Source organism: Lampropedia puyangensis (assembly GCF_004833285.1).
GTDB lineage: Bacteria > Pseudomonadota > Gammaproteobacteria > Burkholderiales > Burkholderiaceae_C > Lampropedia > Lampropedia puyangensis.
The window spans coordinates 1-20,436 of sequence record NZ_STFG01000034.1; the positions used below are offsets into that span (position 1 = coordinate 1).

Below are 20,436 nucleotides of genomic sequence, written 5' to 3' on the forward strand. Positions count from 1 at the left end.
AGATTCAGCCTCCACGGATACCGGTGCGATTCATTCGCTGTCTTACCAAAGAGATGGATTGTCGAGCGCAGCTTCGCTTGGTTAGAGAAAAATCGAAGGCTCTGGAAAAACTGTGAGCGATGGTTCAACACCAGCTTGCAGTTCATCCATCCCGCCTTTATCGGATTGTTGTTACGAAGATCGTAAACACGTTCTTACAGATCAAGGACCAAGCGTGAAGACTTGGAACGCGAGACACACACCATCATGACTTGGTTGGAGTCTTTTTCTTTCTTGCTGAGAATGCCGTCATGGTGTTCTACTTCGCCTTCTAAAACCGCGACTTCGCAAGAGCCGCAAACCCCTTCTTTGCAAGAGTGGTCACAAGCGATACCTGCATCAATCAAAGAGTCCAGCAGGCTTTTACCCGCAGGGACATGCACCGTGGTGCCACTGCGATCAAGGTAGACATCGAATGCCCCTTCTTGGGCGCTGGCGGGCAGCTCTACAGCTGCAAAGCGTTCAACGTGCACATTCGAATATTGCAGCTGCTCGCAGGCGGCTTCAAAGGCGGCCAGCATTGGAGTGGGGCCACAGCAGTAATAGTGGCTTTGCGCACCTTTGCTTTGCAAGAGTTGCGGCATGTCCGGCGCATGGTTTTGTTCTTGGTCAAAGTGCCATGTCACGGGGATTTGGTGTTGCACAGCCAAGTCTTCAATGGCCTGAATAAAAGCGGCTTCTTGGCGATTGCGTGCGCAGTAAATCAGCTCAGCACTTTGGCCTTGTTGTGTGCATTGACGCAGCATGCAGAGCAATGGTGTGATACCGATACCACCGGCGACAAGCACAGTATGGCTGGCGCTGGTATCCAGCTCGAAATGGTTGCGTGGTGCTGAAATTGTGATGGTTTGCCCTACGCGCAGTTGCTCATGCACCCAGCGTGAGCCACCGCGACTGCCTTTGTCTTTGAGGATACCTACGCGGTATTGCGTCGGCTGTGCGGCACTGCCGCGCTCATAAGGCTGACACAGCGAATAGCTGCGCACTAAGCCATTGCCAAGGTGCAGGTCGATATGCGCACCCGGCGTGAATGCAGGGAAGATGACTTCTGGTGTGGTAGGGCGCAGTGCTACGCTGATGATGCCTTGCGCCTCGTAGCGCATTTCATAGACGAGAGCGGTGAGTGTGGATGAAGTCATGAAACAAGCCTTTGTGGGGTGCTGCGTAGACAAGGGGGCTGCCAACCAACCCAGCTGCATACAGAAACAGGCGCCAAAGCGCTGCCTGCAGCAGCTTGGGTAGTCAGAAGCATTTAGGCCGTTGCTTTACCTGCTGCGGCTGGTTGACGTGCGGTTTCTTGGTCGCGCAATTGCTGTTTGGCCAGCGAGCGCAAGTGGCGGCGCAAGCGTACCAAGCCCATGTCGTGCTGGTAGAGGGATTCGCGCTGGTTGGCGTCACCTTCCATGTGCTCGACCAAAATACGGTCTTGCTCTAACACTGCCCAATGGCGTGCTTCTAAACGGTTGCGGTAGAGGAAGCGCCATGTATCACGCTGCCAGCCTGCGGGGAGTTTGCGCACCCGCCAGAAAAACACCGCAGAGAGTGTGGCGCTGATGGGAGATACGCCATAAATGATGGCGAAGTTGCCGCCTGGGCCGCCCGTTTTGGGGTATGGAATTTCCAAGCGCATCCAATGCGTGCCGGTGTCGCCCCATTCAGTCCAGTCAAAGTTGACGTTGCGCTGGCCTTCTTTCTCGAAGACAAAGCCAGCGTCTGTGTCGCGAATGGCAAACTTGGCTTGTGTGTCGCCCTCAAACATGGTGTGTGATTGCTTGTGTAAGAACGTGCCGTGCATCGGATCCATGACGTTGTCGTTCACGTAGCGCCAATCGCCTTTCCATTCCACGTAGCATAAGAAGTTGCCGTACTCCTCTTCGTTGGCAAGCTCTTCAGGCAAGACCAGTGGCGGCGGGTTATCGCAATCGGGGGCAGAGGCGTTATAGACCCAAATAGCACCAGCGCGCTCTTGCACTGGGTAGGTACGGGTAGCGCGTGAGCCTTCTAACTTGCAGCCGGGGCTGCCCGGCACTTTGCGCACATGCCCATCAGCGCAGACTTCTACGCCGTGGTAAGGGCAGGCAATGGTGTCACCCAAAACAACGCCTAAGGAGAGAGGCGCGCCACGGTGGGGGCAGTGGTCTTCAAGCGCGTGGACTTTGCCTGTAGTGGCATCGCGCCAGAGGACGAGTTTGCGGCCTAAGCGGCGCAGGGAGACGGCTTCTTCTTTGACGAAGCTGGAAGGACAAATGGGGTACCAGAGGTCTTTGAGACCGATTTCAAGCAATTGATCAACAGGATCAAAAGGCAGAAGTGGCTGTGTGGTTGTCATCGTGTGGTTCCTTTCGCGGGGCAATCGCAGTTGCCAAAGCAAGAGTGATGCGAGCAGGCTGGGGCGTAGTTGTTTTGGCGCAATGGCTTACTGGCCGAGTGAGCCGATTTCGGCTTGGTAGCTCTCTTCGGTCCATGGTTTTCCGCTGGGGCTTAAGGGACCGCTTTGATTGAGGTAAGCCACCAAAGCAGGCAGTTCGTAGTGCCCCATGCCAAAGGCACGCTCTAGTGCGTCGCCCAGTAGGTCTTCGTAACTGGTTTGGGCGCGTGTGCGGGCTTGGTGTGGCTGGAGGTAGCGATCAGTGTTGGACATCAATAGCTCCTTGATGGTGTGAAAGGGGTCAAAAGAGAATGTCAGTCAATGCGGATGCCGCGTTGCTGAATGACATCACGCCACACGGCCGTTTCGTTGGCAATGTGGGCTGTGAATTCGGCTGGCGTTTGAGCGGCCTCGCTCATGCCTTGAGCGCTTAAAGCACGCAGGTTTTTTTCTTCATGCAAGATAGTTTGTGCGTCGCGTGCCAGTTGTGCGGCGACCTCTGGTGCTAGGTCGGCGGGTGCGAACAGGCCATACCACGAAGTCACGTCAATCCCAGGAACGCCTTGTTCATCCAAAGTGGGGATGTCTGGTGCGGCTTCTGATCGTTGGGCAGACGTGGTCGCTAGCACTTTGAGTTTGCCTGTCTTGATGTGGGGCAAGGCAGTAGGCAGGTTGGTAAACATCAGGGGCAATATGCCACCCAGTACATCGTTCATCGCCGGCCCTGAGCCTTTGTAGGCCACATGCAGGATATCGGTCTGCGTTTGGGCTTTGAACAACTCACCCGCTAAATGCAGGCCACTTCCCACGCCGGGCGAGGCGTAAGACAGGGTGTCTGGGGCATTCTTGGCTTTCTCGACCAGTTCTGCCACGCTGCTGATGCCCGCATCGGCATTAGCCACCAAAACGTTGGGTGCTTTTGCCAGCATGGTGATGGGCGTAAAGTCTTTCGCCATGTCGAATGGGAAGTTCGGCATCAGCGTTGGGTTAATGGTGACGTTGCCCGCAGGAACCACGAGCAAGGTATGCCCGTCTGCCTTGGCGCGTTTGATCTTCTCCATCCCCAAGTTACCCGCTGCACCCGCTAAGTTTTCCACGACGGCGGCTTGCGCATAGCGCTCGCCTAGGCCTTCTGCTAAGAGACGAGCCAGAATATCGACGGGGCCGCCAGCAGGAAATGGCGAGACGATCGTAAAACGCGCTTGCCCCAATTGCTGCTCCACTGCAGAGGGTTCTGCAGTGGTTTGTTCTGCATACGCAGCATTGCCTGCTGGGCTGAATAAAGCACAGCATGACAGCAGCACGAGGCCACTTGTTGCCATGCGGCGGCGCAGCCGTTGAGAAGCAGTTAAAGAGCGGTGGAGGTGGCTTGACATAAGACGACCTAGTTTTTTTCAGTGAGAAACTTGCCTTGCGGGCGACCTGCGCCTTTAGGGCGGCGGGTGGTGCCATCAAGGCCACCATCAATGGCCCACTCTGCAAAAACGGTCGGACCCGGTTCAAATTCGCGTGGCTCCCATTCGGCAGTCAATTGGTCTTCGTCAGCGTAGTACTCAATCAAAGCACCGGCTGGGTTTTTGAAGTACCAGAAGTAGGCGGAGGAAACAGGGTGGCGACCGGGGCCAATTTGAGTTTCCCAGCCGCAGCGTGAGATGTGCATGCCGCCACCAAAAACCTCGTGGATGTCACGCACAGTGAAGGCCACGTGGTTGAGACCACGTTTGCCATTGGGCAGTTGCAACAAGAATAAGTCGTGGTGGCCACCGTTGGCAGAGCAGCGCATGAACGCACCTCGGTCCGGGTATCTGTCGGAGGAGACGAAGCCAAATTTTTCTTGGTAAAACGCCTCGACTGCATTCACATCGGCAACGAAAAACACTACGTGCCCCACTTCGATTGGGGTGGCACGGTTATACACAGGTGCTGGCGCATTCATGCGGGGCTTCGATTGCCATGTGTTCATGGCAGCGCAGTCCACATCAATCTCTTTCTTGCGCGTGACTTGAAAACGCACGGCCAGCCCATTGGGGTCTGTACAGCCAATGCGACGTGCGCCATCCACTTGGATGTCCACGAAGCTGGCGTCATTGGAAATCTTGCTGGCAATGGCATCCAGATCGGTCGTATTTTCTACGCCCCAAACGACTTCGCGCAGGGTTGAGCCTTCTTCAATCGCTGCTGGCAGGCTGGGCAGGCCAGCAGGTGCCAGTTGCACTTGGCAGCCGTTGAGGCATTCAAATATGGCTGTTTCTGGTGTGTCAGAGACCAAGCTCAGCCCCCAGTCGAGCATGAACTGCTTGCATTGGCTCAAGTCTTCTACGCCGTAGGTGATGGCGTCAATTCCTAGTACGCTCATGGTGCGTTCCTTCTTACAAGCGGGCGCGATTAGCGCGATGGGTTGGCCCAGGCGATGGGCAATTCGTTGGTGCCCCAGTACATGCTTTTCTGTTCCATGTACTGGAAAATGCCTTCACGGCCTTTCTCACGACCCAAGCCAGAATCGCGCCAGCCGCCAAAAGGGGTAGAGATGGAGAATTGTTTGTAGGTGTTGACCCATACGGTTCCGGCCTGCACAGCACGCCCCATGCGCCAAGCACGCTTGAAATCACGGCTCCAAACGCCAGCGGCCAAGGCATATACGCTGTCGTTGGCTTGCTCAATCAGGCTGGTTTCGTCTTTGAAGGGCATCGCTACGAGTACGGGGCCAAAAATCTCTTCTTGGGCAATGCGCGCTTGGTTGGTGAGCCCTTCAATGATCGTGGGGGTGTAGAACCAACCGCGCTCGTAATCGCTGCCGCTTGGACGAATGCCACCAGTACGGATCTGTCCGCCTTCTTCCACGCCCATAGCAACATAGCGTTCAATGCCTTCGCGGTGGCGTGCGGTGATGAGTGGCCCCATTTGTGTGTTTTCGCTAGCGGGGTCGCCCACGCGCAATGCTTGCGCACCGGCGACCAGTCGCTCCATGAATTCTTCATAAATAGGCTCGGCAACGAACAGACGCGAGCCTGCAATGCAGGATTCGCCTGTGCTGCTGAAAATGCCGTAAAGCACCCCCGCAACGGCGTGGTCTAAGTCTGCATCTTCCAGCACCATTGTGGCGGACTTGCCGCCCAACTCCATTGAGACAGGCATCATCTTGTCGGCCGCAATGCGGGCAATGTGTTTGCCGGTACTGGTGCCGCCAGTAAATGACACGCGCTTGACCAAAGGGTGACGCGTAATCACATCACCAATGACGGAGCCTTTGCCCGGCAGCACACTGATCATGCCTTTGGGCACACCAGCTTCTTCGCAAATACGTGCGATTTCTAAAGAAAGCAATGGCGTGACTTCTGCTGGCTTGAGAATGACGGCATTGCCTGCAGCTAATGCGGGGGCGAGTTTTTGCGCGTCAGAGGCGATGGGGGAGTTCCACGGTGTAATCGCGGCGACCACGCCCATGGGCTCATGCACACTCATCGTGACGTAAGGGCCGCGAGATGGGGTGATGGTCTCTTCCAGCGTTTCGCACGCTGCAGCAAAGAATTGAAATGTGCCGGCTGCGCTGGCGACCAAAGCACGAGTCTCGCTGATGGGCTTGCCATTGTCTTGGCGCTGCAGCTGCGCCAACTCTTCTGAGCGCTCACGAATAATGGCCGCTACTCGGTGCAAGACTTGTGCGCGTTCATGGGGCAAGCGCTGTGCCCAGCCAGAGGTCAGGAAGGCTTGGTGCGCCAGTTCAATGGCCTCTTCCGTGTCTTGCGCATTGGCGGCGTACAAGCAGGCGACTTCTTCACCTGTTGCGGGGTAGGTGGTGGCATATAGGTCACCACGGCCGTAGCGCCAATGACCACCTATGTTGATTTTTAAAGCGGATGCTGCATCCATAACAATTCTCCTAAACAGACTCAGATGGCGACTGGCAAGACGCGATTGCGAATGGCACGCACCAAGCTGTAAACGGTTTGCGCTGAGGTTTTGGGGTTCGCGGTCAATGGCGTGTTGCGCATACTCAGTTCAAACTGCCCAAATGCGCCTTGTGCTTGCACGGTGTGGATGTTCTCTTGCACGGCAGGGTCTGCGACCAAACGCACGAGGGTGCTGTCCAGCCCTAAGCCAGCCAATGCCACTGTGGCAGCGACATTGGCGTTCTTTGGGAATTGGGTAGCGGCCTCACGCGCAGTGCCGCTGAAAATGACCAGCTCTTGCGCTAAAGCATTGAGATCACAGCTTTGTTCGGCAGGCGTGCCCAGCCATGCCAATGGCGGCTTGCGACCGGTGTAAAGCACCTGATCCAACCCTCCAATGCGTGCGGCCGCCAGCGCATCAATGGCACCAATGGCACCGGCAATCAGCTCCAGTTTGGAGCCTCCTTGTTCAGCCGCTTGCTGGAGCTGCTCCGCCAGCCCCGGATGGGAAAGCGCACCGATAGAGGCGACCATGCACGACTGGCCACGCAGCAATGCGGGCAGCACATGTTCAATCAGTGCTTGATGGCCTGCGGCTTCGACCACGAGGTCAATGCCCGCCTCAGGCACGCGTTCATAAATTTGGGCGCGCGGTGCTAGTGCGTGCAAGCGTTGCAGAACGTCTGGCGGGCACTGTGCTGACTCACCCGGCATGACCACTGCGCTGATCTCCAGTCCATTGGTGTTTTGCAGGAGTTCCGCTGCGGCGCTGCCAATAGCGCCAAAACCGATCAAAGCGATGCGTAACATGCGTCAAGTCTTTCTATCTACCAATCGCTGGTGCTTATGCTGTAGCGGGTTGCAAGGCGGGGATTTGGTCCAGTTTGTTGACTGGAGGGCCTGCAAATTGGGTTTTGAAACTGCCGATAGATAACATGTCCACTTCCAGCATAAAGGGGCCTTTTTGTGCATGCGCTTGGCTGAGCAGCGCAGGCAGGTCTTCGAGTTTTTGCAGGCGTGCGTGGGGTAATTGCAAAGAGGCGCACAGTTGTGCGTAATCTGGCGTGTGCAGGTCCACATAGCAGTGGCGCGCGCCGTACTGTGCAACTTGGATGTTTTTAATCACGCCATATCCTTGGTCGTTCATCAGCACAATTACCATGTCGCACTGTTCTTGCACCATCGTGGCCAATTCGCCAAGGTTCAGAATAAACCCTCCATCGCCTGCCAAACACAGGGTTTTGCGGCCTGAATTCGTCACGGCGGCACCGACAGCAGCGCCAATAGCCATTGGCATCCCTTGGCCAATGCCACCACCAGTGGCATGTACCCCTTGGTGCGGTGAAAATACGCGCAGCTCACGGTTGCCCCAGGTGCTGTTGGAGACGGTCACGTCACGCACCCAATTGAAGTTGGTGCCTGCAACGTCTTGCAACTCTCGCACCAATTCTGCGTAAGGGCCTAAGCCGTCACGCAGTTGCGCAACCACTTGCTCGTGCACTTTTTTCAAGTCTTGCAATAAGGCGGCTTCAGCTTGCCATTGCTTGGCTTCCAAACGATCGGCCAAGCCTTCGAGTACGGCTTTGGCGTCACCCCAAACGAACAAGTCGTTGGCGTAGCAGCGGCCATCGGCTGCGGCATCCACGTCCACACGCAGCAAAGGCTGTGGCAGTTTGAGTTCGTATTTCAGTGTTTCGTTGCTGCGCAAACGCGAACCGACCACCAGCATTGCGTCGCAGGATTGGTAGAACGCTTCAACAGGTTTTTGGATGTTGTAGGCGCCCAGTGAGCCTGCATCGTCTTCAGGAACAATGCCGCGCCCTTGTACGCTAGTGACGATGCCGAAGCCCAGTTTTTGCAGTCGCTTGACGGCGGCTGTTGCGTGGCGTGCACCGCCGCCTAACCACAACAGTGGACGTTTTTTTGTGGCAAGTGTTTCTGCCATTTGGTCGAGAGCCGCGGCAGAAGGCTGTGCCACCACGATGGGCAGTGGGCGCAAGTCAGCGGGCATTGGGATCAATGTTTGCTGCACATCAATAGGAATTTCAATACTGACGGGACCGGTAGGCGCTGTCATGGCTGCTTGCACCGCTTTTTTCAACACACCGAGTGCATTCTCGGCGCTGTACACGCGAAAGGCCGCTTTGGAGATGGCTTCCAGCATTTTGAGCTGCTCTGGCGCTTCATGGATGTAGGCCATTTTTCGATCCAGAAATGGCACTTCAATTTGTCCCGTAATGTGCAGCAGCGGTGCACCTGCGGTATAGGCTTCAACCAAACTGCCTGCGATGTTGCCAGCGGCAGGTCCAGTGCTGGTAATGCACACGCCCAAGCTGTTGGTGGAGCGGGCATACGCGTCGGCCATATTGCCAGCACCTGCTTCACCACGTGCTGGTACAAAGCGCACTTTGCCGCGCTGGGAAAAGGCATCCAGAATGGGCATGTTGTGGATGGAGATGACACCAAAAGCGGCTTGAACCCCGCACTGTTCGAGGAAAGCGGCAACGACCGCACCAACGGTCACCATGGGAGTTTGATTGTTTTCAGGCATGACGAGAATGGCCTCCGGATACGTCGATATGACTGCCAGTGGTATAGCTGGACAGTGGGGATGCAAGGAATAAAAGGGCTTGAGCAGCTTCTTCGGGCTTGCCTAAGCGCTGCATCGGAATGTGTTTTTGCTGTGCCAATTGCGCGGTCCAGTTGTCCCAGTCTTGGGATTGGTCTTCACGCGCTTCAAAGCGGCGACGCCATTGGCCGGACTCAATCAGGCCAATCAAAATGCCATTGACGCGCACGCCAGATGGTGCAAATTCAGTGGCTAGCGAACGTACCAAATTGACCAGTCCTGCACGTGCCGCAGATGTGGCCACCATATGTGGCTCGGGCTGGCGTGCCAATAGGGAGTTGGAACACACAATAGCTGCATCACCCAAGACCTTGACTTGCGCTTGCAGTTGGGGCATGAACGCACGGGTGGGGTGGATGATGGAGAAAAATTTCAAATGCAGCTCATCCGTCCACGCTTGGTCTTCTGTAGTGGCAAAGGTGGACACGCGACCTTGGCCTGCGTTGTTGATGAGGATACTTGCCTCGCCCAGTTGCGTTTGCACCGTTTGTGCAAAGTGCTTGACGCTATCGGCATCAAGCACATCACAGGCATGGGTGAGGATGTGTGCTGTTGGGTGGGTTTGCAGTAATTGCGCCCGTGCGGCTTCCAAGCGTTCCGTGTTGCGCCCACAAATGGCCACTTTGGCACCGCAGGCGAGCAGCAAACCTGCAGTCGCTAAACCAATGCCTGAAGAGCCGCCAGTGACCACAGCGGTACGGCCTAGCAGAGCATGGGCTTGCAAGAGTGGAAGGGTAGCGGTAGTCATGCAACCCCCTTTTGGCCAGAGCGCAATGGCACCACCTTACGGCGACGAATAGCGGGAGCGTAGTCCATCAAGGCGGAGAGTTCGTTGGCCACTTCGCAAACGCTGTCAATCAGCATCAATTTTTCAGCCGCTTGGATGCGTGGTGCGCCCAGCGTGATGCCCATTGCGGCCACGATTTGGCCGCTGTGGTTGTACACCGGCGCAGCAATGGTGGAGATGTGCGCTTCGTAGAAGCCTTCGCCTGCAACGTAGCCTTGCTCACGAATTTGCATAGCGGACTGGTACAACTCATTGACATCGGCAGGCGTGCGGGTGGAGAAATTCTCCAGCGCTTGTTCTGGGTACAACTCTTTGAGTTGGTTAAGTGACAAGCCTGCTAGTAGTACATGCCCCAGGACAGTGGCATGCGCTGGCAAACGGGTGCCGACAGAAACCGAACCAATGAAGGGGCTTGTGGAAGAGGTTGCCTTGGCCACATAAACGATGTGACGGTCATCACGCACGACTAAATTGGCAGCGTGACCAACTTGCTGGCACAGACGGTTGACTAAGGGGGTGCCGAGCTCCGTCAAGTCCAGGGAGGCCAAGTATTCAAAACCTAAACGCAACACGCCTAAGCTGAGTTTGTATTCACGGCCGTTGTCTGTTTTTTCAACAAACTCCATGCTTTCGAGCGTATTGAGTAAACGGAAAACAGTAGAGCGCGGCAATTGCAGCGACTGCGCCAGTTCTGGGGCGCTGATTTGTCGCCTTTCACGGGTGAATTGTCCAAGGATGCGCAAACCACGCTCTAGCGCTGGAACGATGTAGCGGGCTTCATCGCCATCGGATTGGGTTACATCGGTCAGATCAGTCAATTGCGGCTCCTTGAGAATGCGTAGGACGCAGCTGTTGCAACACTTGTTGCAAAAGGGTTGATACGGAATCAGCTTGTTCGACATAGCAGGCGTGACCTGCGTGGGGAATCAGTTGTAGTGGCACACCGAATACGTCGGCCACTTGTTGGCAGTCTTGCGGGGGGGTGATGCGGTCTTCTTCGCCGCACCAAACGTGCACGGGCAAATCGGTCAGAGGTGAGCCGGGTTGCTGGCGCAGAGCTTGAATTTGTTCGCAATAGGCCAATAAGTCGTCATCGCATAGCAACTCCACCGCTTGTGCGTACCCTTGGGGTTGCAGGCGTGCCATGTTCCAGTGCACCCACGATTGCGCGGTGGCTGAGGCTTGGCTGCTCAATAAATGGGTATGGCGTGCAGCGGCTGTTGCAGCAATGCCCGGTGATGTAATACCAGCCAAACGTTGTGCGCGAACTTGTTCGCCGCGTTCGCGCCGTGATGCACTGCCGTAACCAATCGCTGGGCTGATGAGCACCAAGGCTTTGGGCACAAAGCCGGGAATGGCGCGCAAAGTCAAAGCTGCAGCTGTGAGTGCACCGAGTGAATGCCCCACTAAAACGAAGTCGTCAATGGAGAGCGAGGACAACAGGCGCAGTAACTGCTGGGCGTAGTCACCCGCTTTGGGCTTGTCTTTCGCAAGCGGGCTGGACTCGCCATAGCCCGGCGCATCCCACGCCAGCAGGCGTGTTTTGAGGTTGAATATGCGCGCGATCTCTAGCCATGAGGCTGAGCCCGAGCCAATGCCATGCAGCGCCACTAGCATGGGGTGCTGAACCAAGCCAGCCACCGTGTCGCGCACAGACACGACGTCTGTGGCGTTGAGCCGGATGTTAAAGAGCCCAAACGTGGCCTCTAAATCATCGAGCTGCTGTGGTGTTGGCAGTGAAGGGAGTGTGGTGCTGTTCATGGCAGGGCATGCGGTGTGCTTCGCTTATTTCTTTTCGCGTTTGATTTTGGCCAGTGGGTGATCTTCTGGGTAAGTAGGGGTTACCGGCTTTTTCGCACCCAGCATCACGCACATCAGCGCATCTTCGTCACCGATATTGATTTCTTCGCGGTACACACCAGGTGGCACGGAGACCAAGTCACGGTCCGTGAGGATGGTTTCGTAGCGCTCATTGCCTTGTGTGATCACGAGTTTGAGCTTGCCACGAATGACAAAGAAGATTTCCTCCACATCCACGTGAATGTGTGGAGGGCCTTCGTGACCAGCTGGAATCACCATGGTGGAGAAGGTGAAGTGCTCGCTGGGCACGGTGTTGACATCTTTAGCGACGCCAGTGCCACCTGTGCCGACATAGCGCATTTGTGCGCGACGGAATTTGGGATCAAAGTCAGCTTGGAACTTCAGCGCATCCCAGTCATATTTACGAGTAGAGAAACGCGCGATGCGTGAGGTCATCCATTCTTCAAAAGACGCGCCTTCAGGGCGATCCCAGCTAGCTGCTTGGGTGGTGGTATCTGCAACTTCGGACATGTGGACTCCTGTTTCAGGTTGATGAGGGCAAAAAATGAAAAAATGCAGTGCGCGATCGCGGGATAATTGCAGTCAATGCATCACATAACCGCCATTGACGGGCAACACTTGCCCCGTCACAAAGCGGGCTAAATCAGACAAGGCAAAGAGCACTGTTCCGCACACATCTGCGGCTTGCTGCTCACGCGGTAAAGCGCGACCATCCAAGTATTTTTGATGGCGTGCTTGAGGCACATATTCGGTGGCTTCAACCAGTGTGAGCCCCGGGGCAATGGCATTGACGGTGATGTTGTCACTACCCCATTCGCGTGCCAGCGAGTGCGTCATGGCGGCGACGGCGCCTTTGCTGGCGACGTAGGCCAGTAAGTTGGGCGCGCCCCACAGCGCTGTGTCAGAAGCCAAGTTCACAATGGAACCGTGCCCGCTAGTAGCCAGTGCGGGCTGGCATGCGCGGCTCATCAGCCATGTGCCGCGCACGTTCACGTCCATCACACGATCCCACGTGTCAATCGCCAACGCATGAGCATCTTTGCCGCCCGAGTTGGTGATGGCTGCGTTATTGACGAGACCATCCAAACCACCTAAATGCGTTACAGCAGCTTGAGCGACTTGCTCAACGGATTGTGGGTTGGCAAGATCAAGCGGCAGGGCGAAGACGTCTAAACCCAGCGCGGCCAATTCAGCAGTGGCTTGCTTGAGCGGTTCTTCCAAAATGTCAGCCAAAACCACGCGCGCGCCTGCATGAGCGATGCTGCGTGCAAAGGCCAAACCTAAACCACGCGCTGCACCAGTGACCAGCACACGACGATCCGCTAACAAGGTGGTTGGTGTACGTGCAAGTAGTTGCTCAAGCGCATGATCTTGCACGTGGCCGAGTGCTTGCATGGCAGGAGATGGGGTGGGTGTAGAACTCATAGTTGCAAAAGGCGTAGTGGCGTTTGTGTCGTCTTAAATGGGTATCGCTTTAATTACGTTTAAATGATGTTCAAGGGTGTGCTAGACCGTGGTGACGTTGGCTTTTGGTATGTAGTGCAGTACACGGCGTTCCAACCAAATGACAGCCCAGTACGCCACCAAACCCACCAAAGTTAGCGCTGCAATGGCGACAAAAACGGCAGCTGTATTGCCTTGCCCTTCGCCATCCACCAAGAGAAAGCCCAAGCCTTTATTGCCGCCAACCAACTCACCAACGGTGACACCAATGACGGCTAGCGTGGCAGCGATGCGCAAACCTGAGAACAAGGATGGCAGTGCAGAAGGGAACTCCACCAGGCGGAAAATTTGCACGCGGCCTGCGTTGAGTGTGCGAACCAAGTTCACCATGTCTGGATCGACAGTGCGCACAGCGGAGAGCACGTTGATCATGACGGGGAAGAATACGATCAAAATAGCGACCAAAATTTTGGGGTAGATGGTGTAGCCCAACCACATCACAAAGAGCGGTGCAAACGCCACTTTGGGAGCGATTTGTAAGGCCAAAATATAGGGGGAGAGCACAGCCTCAGTGCGTGGTGAGAGGCCAAGCACCACACCAAAGAAAATGCCCAACAATGAGCCAAGAATGAAGCCGATCACCACTTCTAAAGTGGTGATCCAGAAGTGGCCCAGCAAGTCGCTGTTGTTCCACATATGGATGGCTTCCTGCACAACGCGGGAGAATTTAGGGAATACGTACTCAGGCATTCCAAGTGCGGCAGGACCCCATTGCCATATGGCCAGAAAAACGAGCAGCACACCGCCGCTGGCAATCCAAGTTGAGAGTTCTTTTTTCATCGTCGGGCTATTGCAAAGAGAAGCAAAGAGAGATGCAAGCCAAAGCGCTTAAGCGCTTTGGAGATTGCTCGGGCTCATTAAGGGGCAGGCACGAAAGTGTTGGTGTAGAGGTCATCCAACGCTTGGGCACGAGGGACGATGGCTTGCTCTACGTAGAAGTTTTGCACTGCCTCCATACGGTCACGGTCAATGGCTCCGGGTACTTTTTGACCAGCGTATACATACTGGTTGTAGAGATCAAAAGTGCGGCGAATGGAGGCTTCCTGTCCTTGGTATGCCGGCACTGCTTTGACATACTCTGTCGTGGCACTTTCTGGGTCGTGCATGATGTCTTGCATGCCGCGCAATGTGGCACGCACCAACTTACTCACCAGTTCTGGGTTTTCTTTGATGACCTTTTCTGAGGCCAAGATGGCCTGCGCCATGCTTTGGAATGTCTCCTCTTGCGGCAGGATGCGGATTTTTGCTCCTGCATTTTCTGCACTCACAATCCAGTCAGGCACACCAGCCATGGCGTCTGAGCGACCGCTGTTAAACAGCTGCCAGATACCTGCAGGCCCTGCGGCTTGAATGTCGAGGTCTTGCTTTGTCAGTCCTGCTTTTTCGAGGGAGCCTAAAAATGCGTAGTATGTGGTGTCGGTGTACGCCATCACGGTGGCTGTTTTGCCTTTGAGTTCTTTGACGTGTTTTAGGTCACCATCTTCCTTGGTGGCAATTAAAGTCAATGAGCCAGCCCCTAACACCGCCACTGCTTTCACGGGAATGCCATTAGCACGTACGATGATGGGAGTGTCGCCAATTGCGCCGCCAATTGGGGCGTTGCCAGCACCGACTTGTTTAGCCACATCTACCCCACCACGGCCAGAGACGAACTTCACGTCCAAGCCTTCTTCTTTGTAGTAACCCTTGTGTAGGGCCAACATCCATGGAGCAAACGCAGTGAGGTTGGCTGGTGCTGGCAGCAGGTAGGTCACTTCTTCCAGCGCTTGTGCTTGAGCGCCGTAGCAGCTCATCAGCAAAGCACCTGCAGTAGCTAGCGGTGCGATTGAGCGCTTGATCGTGCTGCGCCACGTTTGAGCTATGGAGGTCAAACGGTGGCGGGCTGAGAATGTGGACATTGTCAACATGGCATTCCTATGAATGAAGCAAGGGTTGGGGGAGAGGTGGTGAAAGCAAAGGCGGTTTTAGTGGACGGAATCGCCAACTTTGAGCAGCTTCATCAAATGCGCTTGAATAGGCGCAATCTCTGGCATCGCACGGCGTTGCATTGGGTCATTGCGATGCGGCAGTTTCACCACAATTTCCTCAATGATCTTGCCGGGTCGCTCACTCATCACCAAGATGCGATCAGATAAGGCAATGGCCTCAATCAAGTCATGGGTGATGAAGAGTGCAGTCTTTTTCTCAGCCCACAAAGTGGCTGCCAAGTCTTGCTGCAACACCATTTTGGTTTGAGCGTCTAAAGCAGAGAAAGGCTCATCGAGCAGCAGCACATCTGGGTTGACTGCCAAAGTACGCGCTAAGGCCGCGCGCTGGCGCATACCGCCAGAGAGTTGGTACGGGTAATGGTCTTCAAAACCAGCAAGGTGGCACTTTTTGAGCAATGCTTCTGCAATGGGGCGACGCTGCTCTTTAGGTACCTTGTCAATCTCCATGCCTATCTCTACGTTGCGACGAATCGTGCGCCAAGGCATTAACAAGTCTTTTTGCAACATGAAGGCCACTTGGCGCACAGGCCCCGTGACTTGCTTGCCGTCCACCAATACCGCGCCTTCGGTTGGTAAATACAGGCCAGAGCCCATATTTAACAAGGTGCTTTTGCCACAACCCGAAGGACCAATCACAGAGACGACTTCGCCTTTGCTGATCTTCAAGTTCAAATCCTGCACGGCATACGCAGGCTCGGGTTGCGCCTTGGTGGGGAAACGTTTGGCGACGCCGCTGAATTCGATTTGGTAGCTCATCGTGATGTTTTACTAATGAAACCGAGATTTATGTATGAGACGAAAAGAGAGTTTCACTGATATTGAAAATGTCAAATACAGAGAAAACCCTGCTTTGTCAGATGTATTTGACATTGCAGAAAACGTGCCAAAGTTTCATTAATCAATCATTGATTTTCTTGTGAAACATAAAATTTCTCTTGTGATTTAAATGTCGAAATTTGCATGTCTTATTGAATTTTTATTTCTTTTAGTTCTTAGTTATGGGCGAATGAGAATTCGATGTAAGTTTGTTTTTAATGTTAAAAATTAATATTCAACAAGCAGATGCACCAATCTGATGAAAGTCTTGGTGAATGCACGCACTTGGTGCTTGAGTGCTGCGTATCTGACAAAGTACTCGCACCCATATCGCAACGAAGTGGTGTGCATCGTGCGGTTTAAAAGTATGGTTTAAGCGCGGTGCGTTTGTGTATCGGGCACGACGCATGGCAAGCGCTGGGCGTTATTTGAGTGCGCTATGTCGATGGATAGGCTGTCATTGAGCCTGTGTTTGGCGGGGACGGATGATGTACTGCTTATGTCGTCAGGCTGGTTAGAGTTGGCTGGCCACCACATGCGCATTGTGGTAGCTCCAAAACAGGCGCGGTCTATTACCAAATGCGCTGCGCGACTGTATGGTTGATGGATAAGTGTTTAAGACTGAGCAGGCGCTAAGTCTACAGACCATGCGTTGTAGCCATACACGCCATCAGCATTGCCGCCGGCTCGCAGCCAGTTGTTGCCGCGCGAGCCGACTTGGATGGTGCTGGTACGTTCTTTGCGCGTGTTTTCATACGATTGCAGCGCCTCGGTGATGTGGTTCGGTGTTGCTGCATCAATGCTGCGTGCCAGCACGACAGCATCTTCAATGGCCATGCCCGCGCCTTGTGCCATAAAGGGCATCATGGGGTGGCATGCATCGCCCAGCAGCGTCACGCGGCCGTGCGACCATTGCGGCATTGGGTCGCGTTCGTAGAGGGCAGTTTTGAGCACTTCATCACAAGCGTCGAGCAAAGCACGTGCGTTTTCATGGAAGTTGGCGTAGAAGCCTCGCAGCTCCTCCACGCTGCCTGGACTGGTCCATGACTCTTCATGCCAAGAGTCTTGCGCTGTGGTGGCGAAAATAAAGGTATCTTCGCCGCGATTGAGCGGGAAGGTGACGATTTGGGTTTCAGGGTTTGGCCCCCACCATTTGGTGAAGGCGCCAATGTCAGGCACATGTTGCAGGCGGTTGCTGGGCACCACTGCGCGGAAGGCCACAACGCCTGTAAAGCGCGGACTTTCTTGACCAAACAATGCGGTGCGCACGGCTGAGTGGATACCGTCTGCACCAATCAATACATCTAGAGGTTCAGAAACACTGCCGTCTTGAAACGTAATATGCACGCCTTTTGCATCTTGCGCAACGCTTTGTACTTTGGTTGCAAAGCGTACTTGCTCCAGCGGGAAAATCTCAGCCAGTGCTGCCAGTAAGTCTGCGCGATGAATGGTTAGTTGAGGGGCGCCGTATTTCCGCTCGGCTTCGCCATCCATGGCAAGGCGGGAGGTTTCTTCTCCTGTGTCCCATGTGCGGCTGATACGGTGCGTTGGGCGTGCTGCTGAGGCGCGAATCGCAGCGCTGACTCGAGCGCCTAAGCCGTCAAGAGCCAGTACCGCGTTTGGTGTGAGGTTGATATCGGCACCCACGCGCAGGTATTGCTTGCTCTGCTCGTACACAGTGACATGGTTGCCTAGCTGGTGGAGGGCATTGGCAGCGACCAAGCCGCCAATTCCGCCACCGACGATCCCGATTTTGAGTGGTGTTGTGGTCATAAGTATTGCCAGCGTCCAGCGCTGGTGGTGTAGATGTCTCTGTGGCTATTGTGGTGTTGATAGCTAATGGGAGAAGGATGGTGTGCCCGCTTGCTTGGTTGTGTGTGCACTGCTTGAGGCAAACGGGCGCAACCTGTGAGTTAGAACGAGTGTTCCATACCGACGGTCAAAATGTTTTGGCTTGAGCCTGGTGCAATGCCTGCGCCTGAGCGAGGGAAAGCGCCGTATTGGGCGTTGGAATCATTGCGCACACGGGTGAAGGAGACGAAGACGTCAGAGCGGCGGGAGAGGAAATAGGCATAACCCACCCCGTAGCTTTGTGCGCCCAAACCGCTGGTGGAACACTGCCCGTTACCGCTGATAGAGCATGAGCCTTTGTTAGCAACACCCACGTGACCCCATGCAGAGTGTGCGCCTTGGCGGTAGTTGGCCAAAGCGGTGATTGAGTCACGGCGATACGCTTTGACTGAACCAGAGGCCACACCATCTGTGCGGTACGAGAGGCGGTCGTAGGTGAGTGTGCCAGTCCATGTTGGGGTGACTTTGTAGCGCAAGATCAAGCGATGTGCATCGTCTTTAGAGCCGGAGACCAAGGTGCCTGCCAAGTCTGGGTTGGCCGCCACATTGCCACCCAACCAAGCCAGACCGAAGTAGTCTTTGTGTTGTTGGTACACATAACGCGCGGTGAATGGCCCTGTGGCGTATTCAGTGCCCAAACCGAGCATGGTGGGTTTGATTTTTGCGCCGTTGGCTGCGTAAGTGTTGCTTTCAGGAATGCCGTAAGCAAAGCGGAAAGAGAAACCACTGAAGCTCGGTGACCAGTACTGCACCGTGTTGCCCAAGCGGCGATTGAACACTGCATCGGCTGGTCCTTTTGTGCGGCCAGCCATGGTGACTGAATGCGGCAAATTAAAACCAGGGGTGACGAATGTCACGGAGCTCTCACCCGCATAAGGGTTGCGCACACCATTGGTCATTGCAATGTGTGACCATGCCATCGGTGTATCCCAAATCCCGGCGAAAACGGTACCGAATTTGCCACTTAAGCCAACGCGGGAGTTGCGGTTAAGGTAGCGTGCCGAGCCGCCTGTGAGTTCACCGGTTGCCAATTGAATGCCGGTTTCCATTTGGAAAATAGTTTTGAGCCCACCGCCCAAATCTTCCGTGCCACGAAAACCAAAATGCGAGGTTGAGCTTTGCATCCGTGTGGTGCTGCCATTGCCAACACCTGTGTATACACTGCTGGTGAGCATGTCGGTGCCTTTGCCCGGCGCATTGCTGCGTGCGCCGCTCACTGAGATGTGATCCATCATGGGGGCGAGCAGGCCGTAAATTTGCACATTCGACTGTGCGTAGACTGCAGGCGTGAGTGCTGCTGTGCTCAATAACAGTGCAAGCAGGCGATTGGGGGTGAAAGAATAGGTCATGTGAGGCGCTCCTTTGAAATGAATCTGGCCACTCGTGAAACAAAGTTGAATGTTTGATTTCACTATTGAAATCAATGTCTTATGTGAGTTGTTGGCCTTTAGTTTGTAGAAAGATCCATGCCATTGAAAGTGCATTTCGTCCATAAAATGGCACTTTTCGTCCAAACGAGGTCAGGATTACCCTATGGATACATTGAGTGAGGTGTTGTCGATGTGCCGATCAGAGCAAGCGGTCACTGCCCGCTTTGTATTGGGGCAGCCGTGGGCGCTGTCTTCACAAGGGGTGCCGGGCACTATGCTGCGTGTAGCGCAAGGTGCCCCCTATTGGATGGCCGTTGGTAAAGAGCCAGCTCAACAAGTGTTTCCGGGGGATGTGGTACTGTTGCCCCAAGGCAGTGCACACGTGATGGGGTCTGCGGTTGGGGTTGCACCCGTGCCTTTTTCTCAACTGATCCAGAAGTGGAGCTTGGGGCCTAAAGATACCAACCCGCTGGTGTTCGAACATGGCGGACGCGGGGTTGGCACTTGTGTGAGCTCGGTGATGTTATGGGTCAATGCGCAAAGCCGGCATGCGTTGCTGCGCCTATTGCCACCGCTGGTGATTGTGCGGACTAAAGAGCAGCCTTTGCTAGCGGTTTTGGGTGCTACGCTAGAGCAGGTGGTGGCTGCAAGTGTGGCGCGTCAGCCAGGTTGGCGTTTGGCTGCTGGGCGGATGGGGGAGGTCTTGCTCATTGAAGTGTTGCGATTGCGCTTAGGGCATATGTTGCCTAACGAGCGCAGCTGGATGCAGGGCTTGAGTGACCCGCAAATTGCACAAGCGTTGCTGGCCATGCACCGTCAGCCTGATGCGGCATGGAGCGTGCAAAGCTTGGCGCAACAAGTGGCGATGTCGCGCTCGGCATTTGCTATGCGTTTTAAAGAGTTGGTTGGGCAAACGCCCATTGCTTACTTGACCCATCAACGCATGACGCGCGCGGCTGAGCAGCTTGAGGCAGGCACTGTGGCTCTTTTTGCAGTGGCCGAGCAGGCCGGGTATGACTCGGACCGTGTGTTCGCCCGAGCGTTTAAGCGCTGGAGTGGCCTGCCGCCCAGCGTCTATCAAAGACGTGCTGAGCGCAATAAGCGCCACTACAGTAGTTTGGAAACCGGTGTGCAGGATGCCACTTGAGCAGGTCTTCAGTCACGAATGCAAGGAAGGATGCATTGGGGGAAATGTATTGAATCAAGTAAATCTGAATCGACCAGGGTTTAGTAGATAATTTTGAGCCTCCTATTTCAGTTTTAATAGGAGCCCAAATGAAAGCACGACGTTACCCCGAAGAATTCAGGCTTGAAGCAGTCAAGCAAATCCATGAGCATGGCCACAGCGTGGCCGATGTCTCACGCCGTATTGGT

Annotated in this window: 20 protein-coding genes and 1 pseudogene; 3 read left to right on the forward strand and 18 right to left on the reverse strand. The window is 54.9% G+C overall.

Annotated features, from left to right (window positions below; genetic code table 11):
* A pseudogene (locus E9531_RS16660) lies at positions 1-186 on the forward strand (hypothetical protein); the annotation flags it as partial.
* Between the two features lie 8 nt (positions 187-194).
* Here the strand turns inward: E9531_RS16660 and E9531_RS16665 are convergent.
* The 18 genes from E9531_RS16665 to E9531_RS16750 form a co-directional block, all read right to left on the reverse strand.
* Positions 195-1,178 carry a PDR/VanB family oxidoreductase gene (locus E9531_RS16665; protein ID WP_136574901.1) on the reverse strand — a complete coding sequence of 328 codons (984 nt, stop codon included), beginning with the start codon at positions 1,176-1,178 and terminating at the stop codon, positions 195-197.
* Between the two features lie 113 nt (positions 1,179-1,291).
* A complete protein-coding gene (locus E9531_RS16670; protein ID WP_136574902.1) occupies positions 1,292-2,368 on the reverse strand; it encodes an aromatic ring-hydroxylating oxygenase subunit alpha in 1,077 nt (358 codons plus the stop codon).
* Between the two features lie 87 nt (positions 2,369-2,455).
* Positions 2,456-2,680: a recombinase-like helix-turn-helix domain-containing protein gene (locus tag E9531_RS16675; protein WP_136574903.1), complete on the reverse strand. Its 225-nt coding sequence runs from the start codon at positions 2,678-2,680 to the stop codon at positions 2,456-2,458.
* Positions 2,681-2,721: 41 nt separating this feature from the next.
* Positions 2,722-3,729 (reverse strand): Bug family tripartite tricarboxylate transporter substrate binding protein, encoded by a 1,008-nt coding sequence (locus E9531_RS16680; RefSeq protein WP_136574918.1) that lies wholly within the window; start codon positions 3,727-3,729, stop codon positions 2,722-2,724.
* Positions 3,730-3,791: 62 nt separating this feature from the next.
* Complete coding sequence (locus E9531_RS16685; RefSeq protein ID WP_136574904.1) at positions 3,792-4,763, reverse strand: VOC family protein; 972 nt, start codon at positions 4,761-4,763, stop codon at positions 3,792-3,794.
* Positions 4,764-4,792: 29 nt separating this feature from the next.
* Positions 4,793-6,277 (reverse strand): aldehyde dehydrogenase, encoded by a 1,485-nt coding sequence (locus tag E9531_RS16690; protein ID WP_136574905.1) that lies wholly within the window; start codon positions 6,275-6,277, stop codon positions 4,793-4,795.
* A gap of 20 nt (positions 6,278-6,297) precedes the next feature.
* Positions 6,298-7,107, reverse strand: coding sequence for an aspartate dehydrogenase (locus E9531_RS16695; protein ID WP_136574906.1), 810 nt, complete (start codon positions 7,105-7,107; stop codon positions 6,298-6,300).
* A 34-nt stretch (positions 7,108-7,141) separates the two neighbouring features.
* Entirely contained in the window at positions 7,142-8,848 is a 1,707-nt protein-coding gene (locus E9531_RS16700) for a thiamine pyrophosphate-binding protein (RefSeq protein ID WP_136574907.1), read from the reverse strand.
* A complete protein-coding gene (locus E9531_RS16705; RefSeq protein ID WP_136574908.1) occupies positions 8,841-9,674 on the reverse strand; it encodes an SDR family oxidoreductase in 834 nt (277 codons plus the stop codon). Before E9531_RS16705 ends, E9531_RS16700 begins: the two co-directional genes overlap by 8 nt.
* Complete coding sequence (locus E9531_RS16710; RefSeq protein WP_425293606.1) at positions 9,671-10,522, reverse strand: IclR family transcriptional regulator; 852 nt, start codon at positions 10,520-10,522, stop codon at positions 9,671-9,673. The genes E9531_RS16705 and E9531_RS16710 overlap by 4 nt, the downstream gene beginning before the upstream one ends.
* 1 nt (position 10,523) lies before the next feature.
* The gene (locus tag E9531_RS16715) at positions 10,524-11,474 is read right to left on the reverse strand and encodes an alpha/beta fold hydrolase (RefSeq protein ID WP_136574910.1); all 951 of its coding nucleotides are present in this window, start codon (positions 11,472-11,474) and stop codon (positions 10,524-10,526) included.
* A 24-nt stretch (positions 11,475-11,498) separates the two neighbouring features.
* Entirely contained in the window at positions 11,499-12,044 is a 546-nt protein-coding gene (locus E9531_RS16720; RefSeq protein ID WP_136574911.1) for a cupin domain-containing protein, read from the reverse strand.
* Positions 12,045-12,116: 72 nt separating this feature from the next.
* Positions 12,117-12,929: an SDR family oxidoreductase gene (locus E9531_RS16725; protein WP_136574919.1), complete on the reverse strand. Its 813-nt coding sequence runs from the start codon at positions 12,927-12,929 to the stop codon at positions 12,117-12,119.
* 111 nt (positions 12,930-13,040) lie between these two features.
* The gene (locus E9531_RS16730) at positions 13,041-13,817 is read right to left on the reverse strand and encodes an ABC transporter permease (RefSeq protein ID WP_136574912.1); all 777 of its coding nucleotides are present in this window, start codon (positions 13,815-13,817) and stop codon (positions 13,041-13,043) included.
* Between the two features lie 77 nt (positions 13,818-13,894).
* A complete protein-coding gene (locus tag E9531_RS16735; RefSeq protein WP_425293605.1) occupies positions 13,895-14,944 on the reverse strand; it encodes an ABC transporter substrate-binding protein in 1,050 nt (349 codons plus the stop codon).
* Between the two features lie 57 nt (positions 14,945-15,001).
* Positions 15,002-15,781, reverse strand: a complete 780-nt coding sequence (locus E9531_RS16740) for an ABC transporter ATP-binding protein (RefSeq protein ID WP_136574913.1) — start codon at positions 15,779-15,781, stop codon at positions 15,002-15,004.
* A 675-nt stretch (positions 15,782-16,456) separates the two neighbouring features.
* Positions 16,457-17,614 carry an FAD-dependent monooxygenase gene (locus E9531_RS16745; protein ID WP_136574914.1) on the reverse strand — a complete coding sequence of 386 codons (1,158 nt, stop codon included), beginning with the start codon at positions 17,612-17,614 and terminating at the stop codon, positions 16,457-16,459.
* A 140-nt stretch (positions 17,615-17,754) separates the two neighbouring features.
* The gene (locus E9531_RS16750; protein ID WP_158291833.1) at positions 17,755-19,041 is read right to left on the reverse strand and encodes a porin; all 1,287 of its coding nucleotides are present in this window, start codon (positions 19,039-19,041) and stop codon (positions 17,755-17,757) included.
* A 184-nt stretch (positions 19,042-19,225) separates the two neighbouring features.
* Here E9531_RS16750 and E9531_RS16755 point away from each other — a divergent pair, with 184 nt between their 5' ends.
* Together E9531_RS16755 and E9531_RS16760 are read left to right on the forward strand one after the other, a co-directional pair.
* The gene (locus E9531_RS16755) at positions 19,226-20,209 is read left to right on the forward strand and encodes an AraC family transcriptional regulator (RefSeq protein WP_136574916.1); all 984 of its coding nucleotides are present in this window, start codon (positions 19,226-19,228) and stop codon (positions 20,207-20,209) included.
* A gap of 128 nt (positions 20,210-20,337) precedes the next feature.
* Positions 20,338-20,436: transposase (locus E9531_RS16760; RefSeq protein WP_136574917.1), on the forward strand; the 99-nt coding region annotated here is incomplete at its 3' end.

Excerpts from the sequence above, each read along its gene's own strand:
- E9531_RS16665 (WP_136574901.1), bottom strand. The coding sequence starts at position 1,178 with ATGACTTCATCCACACTCACCGCTCTCGTCTATGAAATGCGCTACGAG.
- E9531_RS16670 (WP_136574902.1), bottom strand. The coding sequence starts at position 2,368 with ATGACAACCACACAGCCACTTCTGCCTTTTGATCCTGTTGATCAATTG.
- E9531_RS16675 (WP_136574903.1), bottom strand. The coding sequence starts at position 2,680 with ATGTCCAACACTGATCGCTACCTCCAGCCACACCAAGCCCGCACACGC.
- E9531_RS16680 (WP_136574918.1), bottom strand. The coding sequence starts at position 3,729 with ATGGCAACAAGTGGCCTCGTGCTGCTGTCATGCTGTGCTTTATTCAGC.
- E9531_RS16685 (WP_136574904.1), bottom strand. The coding sequence starts at position 4,763 with ATGAGCGTACTAGGAATTGACGCCATCACCTACGGCGTAGAAGACTTG.
- E9531_RS16690 (WP_136574905.1), bottom strand. The coding sequence starts at position 6,277 with ATGGATGCAGCATCCGCTTTAAAAATCAACATAGGTGGTCATTGGCGC.
- E9531_RS16695 (WP_136574906.1), bottom strand. The coding sequence starts at position 7,107 with ATGTTACGCATCGCTTTGATCGGTTTTGGCGCTATTGGCAGCGCCGCA.
- E9531_RS16700 (WP_136574907.1), bottom strand. The coding sequence starts at position 8,848 with ATGCCTGAAAACAATCAAACTCCCATGGTGACCGTTGGTGCGGTCGTT.
- E9531_RS16705 (WP_136574908.1), bottom strand. The coding sequence starts at position 9,674 with ATGACTACCGCTACCCTTCCACTCTTGCAAGCCCATGCTCTGCTAGGC.
- E9531_RS16715 (WP_136574910.1), bottom strand. The coding sequence starts at position 11,474 with ATGAACAGCACCACACTCCCTTCACTGCCAACACCACAGCAGCTCGAT.
- E9531_RS16720 (WP_136574911.1), bottom strand. The coding sequence starts at position 12,044 with ATGTCCGAAGTTGCAGATACCACCACCCAAGCAGCTAGCTGGGATCGC.
- E9531_RS16725 (WP_136574919.1), bottom strand. The coding sequence starts at position 12,929 with ATGCAAGCACTCGGCCACGTGCAAGATCATGCGCTTGAGCAACTACTT.
- E9531_RS16730 (WP_136574912.1), bottom strand. The coding sequence starts at position 13,817 with ATGAAAAAAGAACTCTCAACTTGGATTGCCAGCGGCGGTGTGCTGCTC.
- E9531_RS16735 (WP_425293605.1), bottom strand. The coding sequence starts at position 14,944 with ATGTTGACAATGTCCACATTCTCAGCCCGCCACCGTTTGACCTCCATA.
- E9531_RS16740 (WP_136574913.1), bottom strand. The coding sequence starts at position 15,781 with ATGAGCTACCAAATCGAATTCAGCGGCGTCGCCAAACGTTTCCCCACC.
- E9531_RS16745 (WP_136574914.1), bottom strand. The coding sequence starts at position 17,614 with ATGACCACAACACCACTCAAAATCGGGATCGTCGGTGGCGGAATTGGC.
- E9531_RS16750 (WP_158291833.1), bottom strand. The coding sequence starts at position 19,041 with ATGACCTATTCTTTCACCCCCAATCGCCTGCTTGCACTGTTATTGAGC.
- E9531_RS16755 (WP_136574916.1), top strand. The coding sequence starts at position 19,226 with ATGGATACATTGAGTGAGGTGTTGTCGATGTGCCGATCAGAGCAAGCG.